The 13,287-nt window shown below is 53.3% G+C and carries 12 protein-coding genes; 5 read left to right on the top strand and 7 right to left on the bottom strand.

Going from position 1 to position 13,287, the window contains the following annotated elements; all coding sequences use genetic code 11:
* Nucleotides 1–275 (top strand): hypothetical protein (locus V0288_RS24060; protein WP_332867732.1); only part of this gene is annotated, 275 nt, incomplete at its 5' end.
* A 72-nt stretch (nucleotides 276–347) separates the two neighbouring features.
* On the top strand, nucleotides 348–2,336 hold the full coding sequence (nblS, locus tag V0288_RS24055; RefSeq protein WP_479687458.1) for a two-component system sensor histidine kinase NblS: 1,989 nt from the start codon (nucleotides 348–350) through the stop codon (nucleotides 2,334–2,336).
* Here nblS and V0288_RS24050 read toward each other — a convergent pair.
* On the bottom strand, nucleotides 2,317–3,090 hold the full coding sequence (locus tag V0288_RS24050) for a nucleotidyltransferase domain-containing protein (RefSeq protein ID WP_332867731.1): 774 nt from the start codon (nucleotides 3,088–3,090) through the stop codon (nucleotides 2,317–2,319). The two genes, nblS and V0288_RS24050, sit on opposite strands and share 20 nt — an antisense overlap.
* A 52-nt stretch (nucleotides 3,091–3,142) precedes the next feature.
* On the bottom strand, nucleotides 3,143–3,271 hold the full coding sequence (locus V0288_RS24045) for a hypothetical protein (protein WP_332867730.1): 129 nt from the start codon (nucleotides 3,269–3,271) through the stop codon (nucleotides 3,143–3,145).
* Between the two features lie 305 nt (nucleotides 3,272–3,576).
* On the opposite strand from V0288_RS24045, the gene V0288_RS24040 reads away from it, so the two are divergent.
* Entirely contained in the window at nucleotides 3,577–4,626 is a 1,050-nt protein-coding gene (locus V0288_RS24040) for a hypothetical protein (RefSeq protein WP_332867729.1), read from the top strand.
* A 258-nt stretch (nucleotides 4,627–4,884) separates the two neighbouring features.
* Here the strand turns inward: V0288_RS24040 and V0288_RS24035 are convergent, their stop codons facing one another.
* The 5 genes from V0288_RS24035 to V0288_RS24015 form a co-directional block, all read right to left on the bottom strand.
* Nucleotides 4,885–5,589 carry a TIGR00266 family protein gene (locus V0288_RS24035; protein WP_332867728.1) on the bottom strand — a complete coding sequence of 235 codons (705 nt, stop codon included), beginning with the start codon at nucleotides 5,587–5,589 and terminating at the stop codon, nucleotides 4,885–4,887.
* Nucleotides 5,590–5,657: 68 nt separating this feature from the next.
* Nucleotides 5,658–7,784 (bottom strand): alpha/beta hydrolase, encoded by a 2,127-nt coding sequence (locus V0288_RS24030; protein ID WP_332867727.1) that lies wholly within the window; start codon nucleotides 7,782–7,784, stop codon nucleotides 5,658–5,660.
* 232 nt (nucleotides 7,785–8,016) lie between these two features.
* Nucleotides 8,017–8,631 carry a hypothetical protein gene (locus V0288_RS24025; protein ID WP_332867726.1) on the bottom strand — a complete coding sequence of 205 codons (615 nt, stop codon included), beginning with the start codon at nucleotides 8,629–8,631 and terminating at the stop codon, nucleotides 8,017–8,019.
* 216 nt (nucleotides 8,632–8,847) lie between these two features.
* Nucleotides 8,848–9,264, bottom strand: a complete 417-nt coding sequence (locus V0288_RS24020; protein WP_332867725.1) for a DUF7144 family membrane protein — start codon at nucleotides 9,262–9,264, stop codon at nucleotides 8,848–8,850.
* 470 nt (nucleotides 9,265–9,734) lie between these two features.
* Nucleotides 9,735–9,899, bottom strand: coding sequence for a hypothetical protein (locus tag V0288_RS24015; protein ID WP_332867724.1), 165 nt, complete (start codon nucleotides 9,897–9,899; stop codon nucleotides 9,735–9,737).
* A 255-nt stretch (nucleotides 9,900–10,154) separates the two neighbouring features.
* Here V0288_RS24015 and V0288_RS24010 point away from each other — a divergent pair, with 255 nt between their 5' ends.
* Together V0288_RS24010 and V0288_RS24005 are read left to right on the top strand one after the other, a co-directional pair.
* Nucleotides 10,155–11,483, top strand: coding sequence for an AAA-like domain-containing protein (locus tag V0288_RS24010; protein ID WP_332867723.1), 1,329 nt, complete (start codon nucleotides 10,155–10,157; stop codon nucleotides 11,481–11,483).
* Between the two features lie 168 nt (nucleotides 11,484–11,651).
* On the top strand, nucleotides 11,652–13,205 hold the full coding sequence (locus tag V0288_RS24005; protein ID WP_332867722.1) for a serine/threonine protein kinase: 1,554 nt from the start codon (nucleotides 11,652–11,654) through the stop codon (nucleotides 13,203–13,205).
* The last annotated feature ends 82 nt before the right edge of the window (nucleotides 13,206–13,287 follow it).

Genomic DNA, 13,287 nt, shown 5'->3' with positions numbered 1-13,287 from the left:
CAGGAGTCAGGAGTCAGGAGTCAGGAGTCAGGAGTCAGGAGTCAGGAGTCAGGAGATTAATTATCTTAATAATCTCCCCCATCTCCCTCACCTTCCCCATCTCTCTCACCTTCCCCATCTCCTCATCTTCCCCACCTCCTCATCTCCCTCATCTATCTTCCCAACTGAAGAGCGGGTTAAACGCCCGCTTTTTCGATCCTAACTCCCGAAAAATCACCCCGCGATCGATTCTCCGGAGCGCGAACCTATCCGAAAAGCGCTTAATAATACGTTAAGATTAACGTGTCTTCGATCGATTCGAGATACAAGACCTCTAGAGATCAGCAAAAATTCCCCGGCGAAGAACCGTGTTAAACGTCCTGAAAACTTTTCGAGAAGCGATCGGTCGTTGGTGGTCTGAGTTCACGCTACAGACGAAACTCATGGCGGCGGCCACTCTGGCGGTCTCTCTCTTGATGAGCGGCTTGACGTTTTGGGCGGTGAACACGATCCAGCAAGATGTTCGCCTCAACGATACCCGTTTCGGTCGCGATCTCGGCCTGCTTCTGGCGGCGAATGTCGCCCCCCTGATCGCCGAAAATCATTTAACCGACGTGGCGCGGTTTTCGGGGCGTTTCTACAGCAGTACCTCTAGTGTTCGCTATCTCATCTACGCCGACGAGGACGGAAAGATCTTTTTCGGGATTCCCTATTCGGAAGCCGAAGTCAAGAATTCTCTGACGATCGAGCGCAAGATTCAATTACCCGAAAATTACGCCGCCAGTACCGACATCCCGATGGTACGCCAGCATAAAACCCCCGACGGCGAGGTGACGGATGTTTTCGTGCCGTTATTCCACGAGGGGAAATATCTGGGGGTACTGGCGATCGGTATCAACCCCAACGCCATCGCCGTCGCCTCCTCCAATCTTACCCGCGACGTGACGATCGCCGTTTTCGTCTCCATCTGGTCGATGGTGATTCTCGGCGCGGTCTTTAACGCGTTGACGATCACCCGGCCGATCAAGGAATTATTAGTCGGGGTAAAAAATATCGCGGCGGGAAATTTCAAACAACGGGTCGATCTGCCGTTAGGGGGGGAATTGGGAGAATTGATCCTCAACTTTAACGATATGGCGGAACGCCTCGAACGCTACGACGAACAGAATATCGAGGAAATGACCGCGGAGAAAGCGAAACTCGATACGTTAATGTCCACGATCGCCGATGGCGCGATCCTGCTGGATACGAACTTTCAATTGCTGTTAATTAATCCCGCGGCGCGGCATATTTTCGGCTGGGAGGACAAGGAAGTGATCGGGGAGAATGTTCTACATCTGTTCCCCTCGGAGTTAACCGCGAAATTAACGAAACCGCTGTACCAGATCGCCGCCGGGGAAACGATTCAACCGGAAGAATCGGCGCGGAAAAACGATCGATCGATCGAGATCGAGGACGATAGCACGATCGCGCCGGCGGAATTCCGCGTTTCCCTCACCCATCCCAAACCGCGAACCATCCGTATTTTATTAACCAGCGTTCTCGATCAGTATCGGGAAAATACCCGCGGCATCGCCATCACGGTACAGGATATCACCCGCGAGGCGGAGTTAAACGAGGCGAAAAGTCAGTTTATTAGTAATGTTTCCCACGAGTTGAGAACCCCGTTATTTAATATCAAATCGTTTATCGAAACCCTGACGGAATTCGGGGAAGATCTTACAGATAACGAACGCCGGGAGTTTTTAGAAACGGCCAATCACGAGACCGATCGATTGACGCGGTTGGTAAACGACGTTCTCGATCTTTCGCGTCTGGAGTCCTCGCGTCACTATAACCTCGACGCGGTGGATAGCGGTCAACTGATCGAGCAGATCTTACGAACCTACCAGCTAAACGCCAAGGATAAAGGATTGGAGTTAAGCCACGAGGTAGAAGAAAATTTATCGCCGGTTTTAGGTCATTACGACTTACTTTTGCAGGTGTTAACGAATCTGGTCGGGAACTCCTTAAAATTTACGCCCGCGGGGGGGAAAGTGATTATTCGATCGTATAAAGTTCCCCCGAACTCCCCCGCGGAGAATTATAAAATTCGCGTCGAGATCTCGGACACGGGAATCGGCATCGACGCGGAGGATCAGGAGGCGATTTTCGATCGATTCTACCGGGTGGAGAACCGGGTTCACACCCTGGAGGGGACGGGATTGGGCTTATCGATCGTCAAGAACATCATCGAGAAACATTACAGTAAGATTAATCTGGTGAGCGAGGTGGGAATCGGCACGACGTTCTGGTTCGATCTCGACGTTTTTCGGGAAGCGATCGCCTGTAAGAAAATTAGCGACGTGAGCCTATAAACGCGAGACCGATACTACCGAGAATTAGGACTAATAAGAGTATTAAACCTTTATTTCTCCCGGCCCAATGTTGTAGTTTTCGATCGATCGGTAGGGGAGGGATAATTTCTTCCGTCCGGTTACGATCGCGGTACAGGGTGCAGGTGAGCGCGCGCGGACGTTGGGGAAAGGTGCAACTATCGTCGGTATGATAAACGCACGTATCGCAGAGATACTGTCCGTCGATCGACTGATGTAGGGTCATTCCGGGATGTCCGTGAGCTTTTAAAACATTGCCACAGTAGGGACACTGTAGGGCTTGACGATCGACATTCCGCTGACAACGGGGACAGGTGATCATACAATTACACTTCCTGTAAATTTTTGGATAAATTACCTTTGCCGAACTTACAATATTCTTTTTACTAATCCAATTCTGACTTTGTTCGAGATTTTTTTTAACGATAAAATCGATGTTTCGTCCCACTAACGATTTTAACTCGTCCTCTATCTCGTAGAGATCGAACAGACCGACGCTCACCCCGTCCTCGAATGTCACCAAGAAATCCACATCACTATCGTCCCGAAAATCGGGACGCGAGATCGAACCGAACAAGGCTAATTCTGGAATTTTCCAACGTTGGCAGAATCGGGCGATCGATTCTAACGATACTCCCGGACGGGATTCAAGAGCGATAGCGTCCCGTCGCTCCCGGATCGCTCCCGATTTCCCGCGCTCACGATCGATTCCGTCCATTACCGTTACCGTTTCCACCACTTCGCTCTCATTGTAGCCCGAGTGCCTGTCAACAGTCCTCCGAACCGGTCTACAGGGCGATCGTCCGTTCCTCTAGGAAAGAATTCTGGATTTTTCCAGCGGATTTCCCGACGAGCGCGACGTTTCGGGGATTTGTCCGGTGATTCTCGATCGAGACCGGGCGCGGCCGATCGACCACGATCTTTCCGTCGTCGGTCTTCGATGTCTTCCGGAACGAGGGGCGATCGTAACGATCCTTTCATTTTTCTTGATAAATATTCGTGTGATTACCGCACCATAGAGATTTATTATTAATCGCTATTAACTTTTATCAATAAAAATCAAGTCTCGCTAAGTTTTCGATCGGAAAAAAGTCTTTCGGAGAGCCGCTTTCCCCTCTCGAAAAGTTAGCGGTGAGTTTTTTTACTTATTGAACCACCCGAAAAATTTTTACTTTAATGGACGCACTTTCTATCTAGCCACTCGACAAGAGTCTTATTGCCTATGTTCCCTCAATCTCCGACCACCCTTCTATCCACCCTTCTCGGCGCGGGGGTCGTTCTCGGCCTCGGTACGCCGGTTCTCGCGGTAACGGTTAGCTACAATACCATCCACAATTTTAGCTTTAATGTCGGGGGAAACTTAACCCCTCTCGTGCGCGGGTACGACGGGGGGAGCGCGTTCGCTTTCTCTCCCTTCGCCTCTCCAACAACCCAGTTCACGAGCTACGGACTTCATAACTATACTATCTCCCCCCCGGTTCCCTCCCTTCCCTACACGCACACTCACTCGACCACCGCTTCGAGAGGGTTCGCCTCGGCTACCGCGACTTCGTTCACGCAAATCAATAGTATCGGCATCGGAACCGTCTCGGGAACGATTAGCGCGTCCGGGCAAGCGACGGCGAAAGAACGCGGGGAAGTGGCCTGCGCCAATAGTTTCACGGGAGTGACGGCCCGCCAGAGAATCCGCTTACCTTTCGGAATCGTTGTCTGGGGACCTCGGTTTAATTGGGATTTTGTCGGTGGTGCGAAATGCGGGGTACGCGTCGATCCCATTTCCTTTAGCGTGACCGATCCGAATACAGGGGAAGTTTTAAGCTCGGGCAAACTTTTCGATATTACCAATACGGGCGATGGTCGTGTCAATTGGGGGGATCAATCTCTCGATTTCGCCATTAGTGAGGGAACCTTCAGCATCACTCTCGATAGTCCTTTCATCCGCGCCGACCAACGCGGTTCCCTGTTCCTCGAAGTCCAGAAGGGCATCATCACCCGTTCCGAGGATTCGGGAATTTTCGAGAATTGGTTGCCCGGAATCGGGAGTAGCGGTACTTTCTCGATTTCCAGCGCGGCGGGAACCGGTTTCACTCCCGATCTGAATTTTGATTACGATCTGGGAGATTTCGGCCGGGATGTGGATGTAGAACTGAGCGCCGACGGTGGGGTTCTGCCGGTTCCCGAACCCTCGACGGTAAGTCCGTTGAGCGTGGGCGTTTTGGGGTTAATTTTCCTCGGGTGGAAGCGATTCCGGGGACGTTGTTTCGACAAATAAATCGTTTAAAGGGAACGGGGAACAAGGAACGGGGCTTCTGCCCCGTTGGTCCGTCCTTGGAAAGCGGCAACCACTTCCAATACTTTTCGGATAGCGTCACTTACGGGTTCACAAGGAGACTGAAACCTTTATGATCCCGTGGGCGAGAAGCCCTAAAAAATCCGGTTCTTCCGAACTTACGGGGGAAGATGTGGACGATAAAATCTCTGAAATGCTTGCTCAGCCTTTGGGATCTGAAAACGCTCCCGACAATGAACATCAACCGCTACTGCTACTGCTACTGCTACTGCTGACCGAATGGGGCAACTTGGGAATCAGCCAGGAGAGAAATTGATCCTGCGAGCGCGTTTGCACCAAAAACTTACCCGGACCCGTGAGATCGGCTACAAATCCCTCGCCGCTAAACAGAAAGGTTTTGATTCCCCCGATCGAGCGAATCTTGAACGACATCGACTCCGGCAACGCCACGAGATGCCCCGTATCCAACGTGTAAGACTGCCCGGCCTCCAGGGTAATTTCGTGAATCGCGCCGTAGGAGGACACCACCATCTGTCCCTGCCCCCGCGCTCGCAACATGAACAGTCCACCTCCGGTGCCGAAGAATGACTTGGAGCCACCCCATTTGGAATCCAGTTCAATTCCTAGATCCGAGGCCACATAAGCGCCGGATTGCACCAGCATCGGTTCCGTGATATCTAACGTCGTCAGATCGCCCGGCAGGGAGGGGGCGACCAACACCTCACCGCCTTGATCGGGAGCGGTATAGACATTCTGGAAAAAGTTCTCACCGCCCAGAAATGCCCGTCCCAAAGATTTGAGAAAGCCTCCGGTCGCCGTGGTTTCCAGGGTCATACCGCTAGACATTCCGACCATCGAAGCCGCTTCTACCCGGACTTTTTCGCCCCCGGTCAGTCGCACTCGCCCTAGGGTATAGGCGTGCTGATACATCAACTCGATCTGCATTGGCGTTTCTTCCTCCCATTGATTCGGGTTTAATTACTAAATTGTTCGGATCGTTAACCCATCGCACCTTACCAAAACACGGTTAATTGTCCTGCCACCGCCAGGAACCCAGTATAGACGATCGCCACCCCCGCGGTGAAGGAGTAGTAGAAGCGACGGGCTTTGTCCCAGTACGATCGCTTCCAGGACAGGATGGCAAAGATCAGCATCCCGATCGACAGCAGGGCGATGCCGATGGGAAGAAAATAGATCCAGGCATAGCGGCGATCGATGCCAACTAAAAGCTGTTCGTAGCTATAGTCGCCATATCCAAAGTAGAACAGCGTTGTACCCACTTCATACCCCTGGACCAGAATCCAGCCCAGACCGAGAACCGCCAGCAACACACCCGGCCAGGGCGCCCAGCGCGCGCCAACCGGAACCGGAGGCGAGGTTTTGCCACTACTTCTCCGGCGTAGCCATGCCACCAGCATCATCCCCAACCAAACTACAGGAAACAGGATTAGCAAGACCAACAGCACTACCCGCTGAAGAATCGTCCGCCACCTTAAATCGAACAACGATTGTCCGAGCCAGCGCGTTCCGGGCGCGATCAGGGTATTCTTCTCGGTGATAAACTGCACCTTTTGCTCGTTGACACAGGCGGTGTTTGGAGCTTGGTTAGGATCGGCCAGAAATTCCGCCATGATCGAGTGGGTGCAGGGAGTACCGATCGCTCCATGCCCATTGGCGGGAAACTCGACGAAGAAGTGATTCCGCAAGCCTTTCGCGACCGATCGACCGAAAATTGGCGGCGTGATCGGGTCAAAGCGACCATTCAGCAGTAACGCCGGAGTATCGCTAATCACGGGTTCGCGGGCGGATGGGTCAAGGGCGGGGACATCCCACACTTTACATTTATCAACCTCTGATTTCAGTTCCTTGCCGCCCCAATCCCGAGCGAAGGCGGGCAGTCCTTTGACCTCCAGATCACCCGCGTAGGGAACATCTTCCGAACATTTCACGGAATAGTAAGTTCCCTGGGTGATCCCCCCTCCTTCCAGCATCGACAGGTAGAGAAACGGTGCCACCAGGGTAAAGTTACCCTCCTTGGCCTGGTAGATCAGGGCGGGCAGAACAAAGGGGGCACCGCTACCGTATGCTATCTGAAACAGGACGGAGGAAAAGTCATCGGCAGTGATCTTGAGGGTCTTGGTTTGTCCCTTGCCGCTGAATAATTTGACGGACCCTGGCGTTCGCTTCAAGCGATCGTGGGTGGCGATAAAGGTGCCTTTGACATCGGGATAGATTGCTTTACAGTCAGGATCGGCGGCGCAGGCGGCATCCACCTGGGTGATCAGTCGATCGAGAATCACGCCGTATTGAGATTCGAGACTGGGTTCGACCGGTACAATCCCATCCAGAATTACACTGCGGATAATGTCAGGATGTTGCCGCATCACGTTCTGTACCAGTTCCGTCCCGTAGGACACGCCATAGAGGTTGACCCGCTTGTATCCCAAGGCTTTCGCCAGAGCCGCCACATCATGGGCGCTTTCCACGCTGTTAAAGGCGGCAAGATTCACCCCTTCCCGAGTCAGGCGATCGCGGCAGGCTTTCAGACTCGCCAGTTCCTTGGCATTGCCCTCCGGCGTTTCTTCCGACTCCAATTCCTTGTACTCCGGGCAGTTTAATCGCGGTCTGGAGTAGCGATTTCCCCGCTTGTCAAAAGCGATCAAATCCCGCTGCGCCCGCAATTTTTGCACGGACCGATCATCGGGGTTTGACAACAAACGGGGGAAGATGTCCAGACTGGAGCCGCCCGGCCCGCCTTGGAATAGAATCAGCGGTTCACTCGGCTTGGGGTTGGTACTTTTGACGATCGCGATGGCGACTTGGATTTGCTTGCCCCGTTGCTGACTGTGAACTTCTGGCACGGTCAGGTACCCACACTCGTAGTCCTTGCCTTCTTGGGTTCCCGAAGCGAACAGGCTGTCGCCCAGGAGCAGGGTCAGCGGGTCATCCCGCTTGTTCTCACCGGGAACTTCGCTCACCCGATCGCAGGGAACCTTTGTGTAGGTAGCATCGGTCGCGACGGCGACGGGTTTTGCCGGGTTAGCGGCGGGTTTGGTTTGGCTCCCTAGAGGCAGGACAGGCAGAACCGTTAGGGCGATCGCCATCACAAAAGCCAGAAGTAATCGGTATCGGTGTTTCATACGATCGAGCCAGGACTTGAAAGAACCGTTCGCTTTCTGAACTGATTGAAGTTGATAAACCGGTAAAACCGCGAACCTTTATTCACGACCATCGGCAAACGCATATTAATCCGCGTATCGGGATTACTGGCTCGCGACGTGAAAATGCCCCGTGCTGGCGCGGGTGGATCGGGGCGATCGGTGGGGGGTCTGGATGCTTCGGTAAAGAAGTGGGCAAATGGCCGATCGGGGATTAGTTCTGACAATCAAAGGGACCGCCCGCGTAGACGATCGACTGATACCGTCCCTGCTCGGTGCGGATGGTGACGCAGTAGTTGGTTCGTTTTTCCAGCCAATAGCTGTAGACAGAATTTCCTTCACTAGAACTCTTCACAAATTGATAGCCTCGTTGCTTGACCGCGTTTTCTGCCTGTCCCGCCCTGGCTCCAACCAAGTCCTGTAAGCGAGAGACGGGAGTACCGGCACTCGGTTGAGTGCCACCGCTATTCTCTGGACTACCTGAATTTTCTTCAGGAGCATCGAAGGTCACATAGACAGACTCACGGGCAAGGCGATAAATTTGCCGATCGCCGTCCATTTCTCGATAAGCGGAACGACCATTTTGATCGCGATACTGATTAGGGCGATTCCCAACAGGGCGCAAATCGTAGCGTTTGCCATTTTGCAATTGAATTTCCACGGACCCCTGCCGTTGAGAAAAGGTGCAGGAACCGTTCCAGGAAGCCCGATCCTCTCCTTTGGGATAGACACTGCAACGGGCATTGACGGTATCCGCCCTAGCGGTTAGGGAAACACTAAACGAGGCGGATAGGAGGGCGATCGCTAAAACTGAATTGGTTAATTTCATGGCTAAAACATCTCCAAACGTAAACTTGAAAACAATAAAAATGCGATTCCGTCATTTCCCTCCCTCAAAGGTTGAGCTTGGAAATGGTTTCTGCCGTGGCAGGAGCGATGCCCCGCCCCGGATCTGGGCGATCGGTAGGGGATCTGGAGGCGATCGAGCGCGGACAAGTCTAGCGGGATCGCCGTGAGCGACGTGAGTTGAAGTTTCATCCGATGCCTACGCTTTGCCAAACGCTCGTTTCACGTTGTGCTGATTCAGGTAGTAGAGAATCAGACCTGAAATGACGATCCCCACGATCGCCCCGGCTACATTGCGTCCCTGGGAAAGGGAAACCAAGTTGTTCAGGATGCTTAAAGCGGCAAACACGATCGCCAGTATCCACCCCCAGCCCTTCAGCGTAAACAGACCGAACCCCGCGATCAAGCCGATCATGCCGTTGATTAACGCGCCAATACTAGCCCCGATCAAAATAGGCGCCATCGTGGTAGCTTCGTTCGCCGGTTGACCGCTTCCCGCCGCGACCATCAGCCCTCCAAAGAAGAGTCCGGATACGCCGAGAAACAGGCTTAAAATGCCACCCAGAAATTGTATTACAGCGAGAATGGTTACACCGGTCGGTCGTTGATCGGTCATGATTTTGCACCTTATTAAAATCAATGGGATTACTTATTCCAGAGCTTACTGATGCGCTTTGCCGGAAGTAAGTTCCTAGCCGTTCTCTACCCGTCCACTTCCGCCCTATCGCGCTAGTTTTGACAGTCAAATGGACCACCCGTGTCAATACTTCTCGAATAGCACCGTTTACCCGTTCACAAGGAGACCGGAACCCTTAGGATGGCCTGGACGGGAAGCCCTAAAAAATCCAAAACCCGCGAGGTATTACAACCACTTCCCGGGGCCGCCCGAAATCTTTACGGTTGCCTTCTGCCTTCTGCCTGTTCCCAGGGGCTGAAGGCAGGTCAACTACCTAATGGATGATGGTAGCCGTGGCCTCGGGAAGTATTAATGAGAAAGAGAGGCTAGAAGGCTAACCTCTGTCGGAAAAGGATAGGATGGGAAGCGATCGAACCCGATCGACTTCTCCGACCGGGACGGGACGGCGATTACTGACAATCGTCGTCCTTGTCTCCTTTGCATTCGCGGTTTTGTAGGATGGACGAGAGGGGGGTGGAGTCGAAACGCTCCCCGTTCAGCGTTCTCGCCATCGCGTGAGGGATAGAACCTAATAGCAAGGAGACCGCTACAAAGAAAGCGAGCGTGATTTTCATGGTTACTCTCCTGTAGACACCATTAGGCTATGTATCTATTGTTTACCATATCTTCTCGGACCGGCGGATGTCAGTCCCATATCCGGGGCGAGGAGAAGGGGTAACATGGAAAAAAGGGGAAATTAGTAGAATCGGGGTCAGGAGGCGGGAGGCTGTAGACCGTGGGATGGGTTAACGAGGCGCGCTCCACCGGGAAGCGGCGGGCAGAAGGATTACAGATTCGCTTTTATCGATGGAAAACGGGACAGAAAACGGATGAAACCACAGGGATGGGATGAATTTTTAGATTATATCGCTAAAAAATACGATATACGCGGAAAATTAAAGGAGATATTTCTAGTTCGCTTCGCCTACGAACACTGGCGCAAACCCGACGAGGAAATCTGGGAGATGGCGGAGGCCGCCAGTCACGAGACGTACAAAAAACAGATGACCAAAATCTACAGTTACTTTTCCGCGGATAAGCCGGACGGTTGCCCGGAATTGGAACTCGGTAGCAAGGGGCCGGGAAAGTTTCAAATCCTGCGCGAATGGTTCAAGGATATTCAATACGTCGAGTGGAGGGCGAATCCCCCGATCGATTCTACCCCCCCGCCGGCCGTCGAGACCGGGATGTATATCCCCCGCCCGCCGATCGAGACGGAGTGCTATCGGGAAATCACCAAACCCGGCGCGCTCGTGCGGGTCAAGGCCCCGGAACAAACCGGGAAAACCTCCCTCGTCAAACAGATTCTCGGCGAGGCTAATCGCCACGGCTATAGCACGGTTTATTTAAATTGTCAAGTAGCGGAAGCGGCGATGTTTTCGAGCCTCGATCGCTTCTGCCGGTGGTTCTGCGCGAATGTCAGCCGGGAACTGGGGGTAAAGCCGCAATTGGACGAGTATTGGGACGAGGAACTGTTCGGTAGTCTCGTCAGTTGCCAGACCTATTTTCAATCCTATCTTCTCGCCTCGATCGACTCTCCCCTGGTGCTGGCCCTGGATAATCTCGATCGGATTTTCGAGTATCCCGACATCGCGGGCGATTTCCTCCCCCTACTCCGTTTCTGGCATGAAGAGGCGAATAACGTCGAGATCTGGCAGAATTTACGGCTGGTAATCGCCAATTCCACGGAAGCCTACATCCAACTCGACGCGAATCAATCGCCCTTTAACGTGGGCCGGGCGATCAAATTACCGGGGTTCGATCGCGAGCAGATCTCGCGGCTGGCCAAAGCCCACGGATTACCGAGTGACGGGGAGACGGAGAGATTTATCGGCGATTTACTCGCTCTGGTGGGCGGTCATCCCTATTTAACCCGATTAGCGATCGAGGCGCGCTCGCGTACCGGGGAAAATCCCCTGGAAAACGCCGTCACCCAGGGGGGGATTTACTCGGCCCACCTGCTCCGTCACTGGGAGAATCTACAGAAACAGCCGGAATTGAGCGTCGCGCTGAAACGGGCGATCGCCTCGGACGCGGGAGTGACGTTAGAACCGATCGTCGCCTACAAGCTAGAGAGCGCCGGATTGGTGACGTTAGAGGGCGATCGGGCCCGGGCGAGTTGTCAACTGTACCGACGCTATTTCGGCGAGCGTCTCTAGACGAAGACGGGAGAGAATTGCCGGAAAAAGTTCCGGGATCGTGATGTTTCGGGGGAAGAAACCGGGAACTCTTAGAACGAGATCTCTCGATCGCCCTCCCGTTCTAGGGGAGCTATCCCACGTTCTCTTATCCGGAATCCCTAATTATTTAAAAACGGTAGCCTGGCTATGTCGTTAGAACCCAAACATCGTCGCTTGCTCGCTAATCGCTATCAATTGGTCGAATTGATCGGGAGTGGAGCGATGGGACAAGTCTATCGAGCGGAAGATAAATTACTGGGTGGCGTGACCGTTGCCGTGAAATTTCTCTCGCAAACCTTATTAAACCAACGGATGCGGGAGAGATTCGAGCGAGAGGCTACCATATCCGCGCTTTTAGGCGAAAGAAGTATTCATATTGTTAAAGTTCGCGATTATGGCGTGGATGAAAAGGAAGTTCCCTTTTACGTCATGGAATTTCTGCAAGGCGAGAGCATGAGCGAGATCGTCAAATTCCATCCCCTACCGCTCTCCCGCTTCTTCAATCTCGCCCGTCAGATCTGTTTTAGCCTGGAATGCGCCCACAAGGGAATCGTCTTTCAAGGCGAGATGTGTCCGATCATTCACCGGGACATCAAACCGAGCAATATTCTCGTGATCCAGGATTCCGGCCTGGGAGAGTTGGTCAAGATCCTCGATTTCGGGATCGCCAAGTTAATTCAATCCGGGGAATCCCAAACCCAGTCTTTCATGGGAACCCTCGCCTATTGTTCCCCGGAACAGATGGAGGGAAAAGAACTCGACCATCGATCGGATATCTACAGTTTGGGGATCTTGATGTACGAGATGCTCACCAAAGAGATGCCCCTGTTTCCCGATAATTCTTCCTTCGGGGGGTGGTACGAGGTGCATCACTACGCGGAACCCCGGCCTTTCGATCCCGGCTTGCAATTACCGCGGGAGTTGGAACAGTTGATCCTGCGCTGTCTGGCGAAAGATCCGGGCGATCGACCCCAGGCCGTCACCGAGATCTTGCAGATCCTCGATCGCATCGAACCCTCGATCAAGGGTCATAAAAGCGCGAAAAGCGGTCTCCTCTCCCCCCTCGATCCCCTCATTCCGGGATTGGACAACGAGATCACCCGGATCAATTTCAACGATCTAGAGGAACCGACGGCGATCGCGGTCGTTAGCCCGAAGACGGCCTGTTTACAGTCCACCTGGCCCGACGATAAACCCAAGCAGAAAATCGTTTTCCCGCGTTGTCTGAACTCGTCCGAGGGAGCGTTCGCTAGTTTATGGGTGATGCTCGATCGAGAGGATATTCCCGTGCGCGTGGCCAGTATCCGTTACAATCAATTTCTCTTTCTCGCGACCCCGCACCCGATGATTCTCTGGATCACGGTACTGTTCCACCGCGAGCAGGGGCCGCGCTGGCTTCCCTGTTATCTGGATTTGAAAACCGTCCAGGGGCAGAGGATCGCGAAAACCCTCGCGGACACGGGACGCTATTGGATTTTGTTTTTTCCTCTCGATAAAGCCGGCCCGTGCGAGAACACGATTACCGTGAATATTCCCCCGAATCAGAGCGAGCTCCTGAAACAATGGCTCTCGGATAGTCAGGGGGCCCGCGCCGGCAAACCGCAGATCAGCAAGCGGATGTTAAAGCGAAAACTCGATGAACTCAAACCGAAAATCCTGATCAAGCTAGAGGCGGGACTCGCGCAGGGGGCGAATAATTAGACTTCCCGCGAAAATCTCTTGTCGGGACAGGAGGCAGGAGTCAGGAGTCAGGAGTCAGGAGTCAGGAGTCAGGAGTCAGGAG

The organism is Pannus brasiliensis CCIBt3594 (genome assembly GCF_036688125.1).
In the GTDB taxonomy this organism is placed as follows: domain Bacteria; phylum Cyanobacteriota; class Cyanobacteriia; order Cyanobacteriales; family Microcystaceae; genus Pannus; species Pannus brasiliensis.
This window is presented reverse-complemented; position numbering and strand designations above follow the sequence as displayed.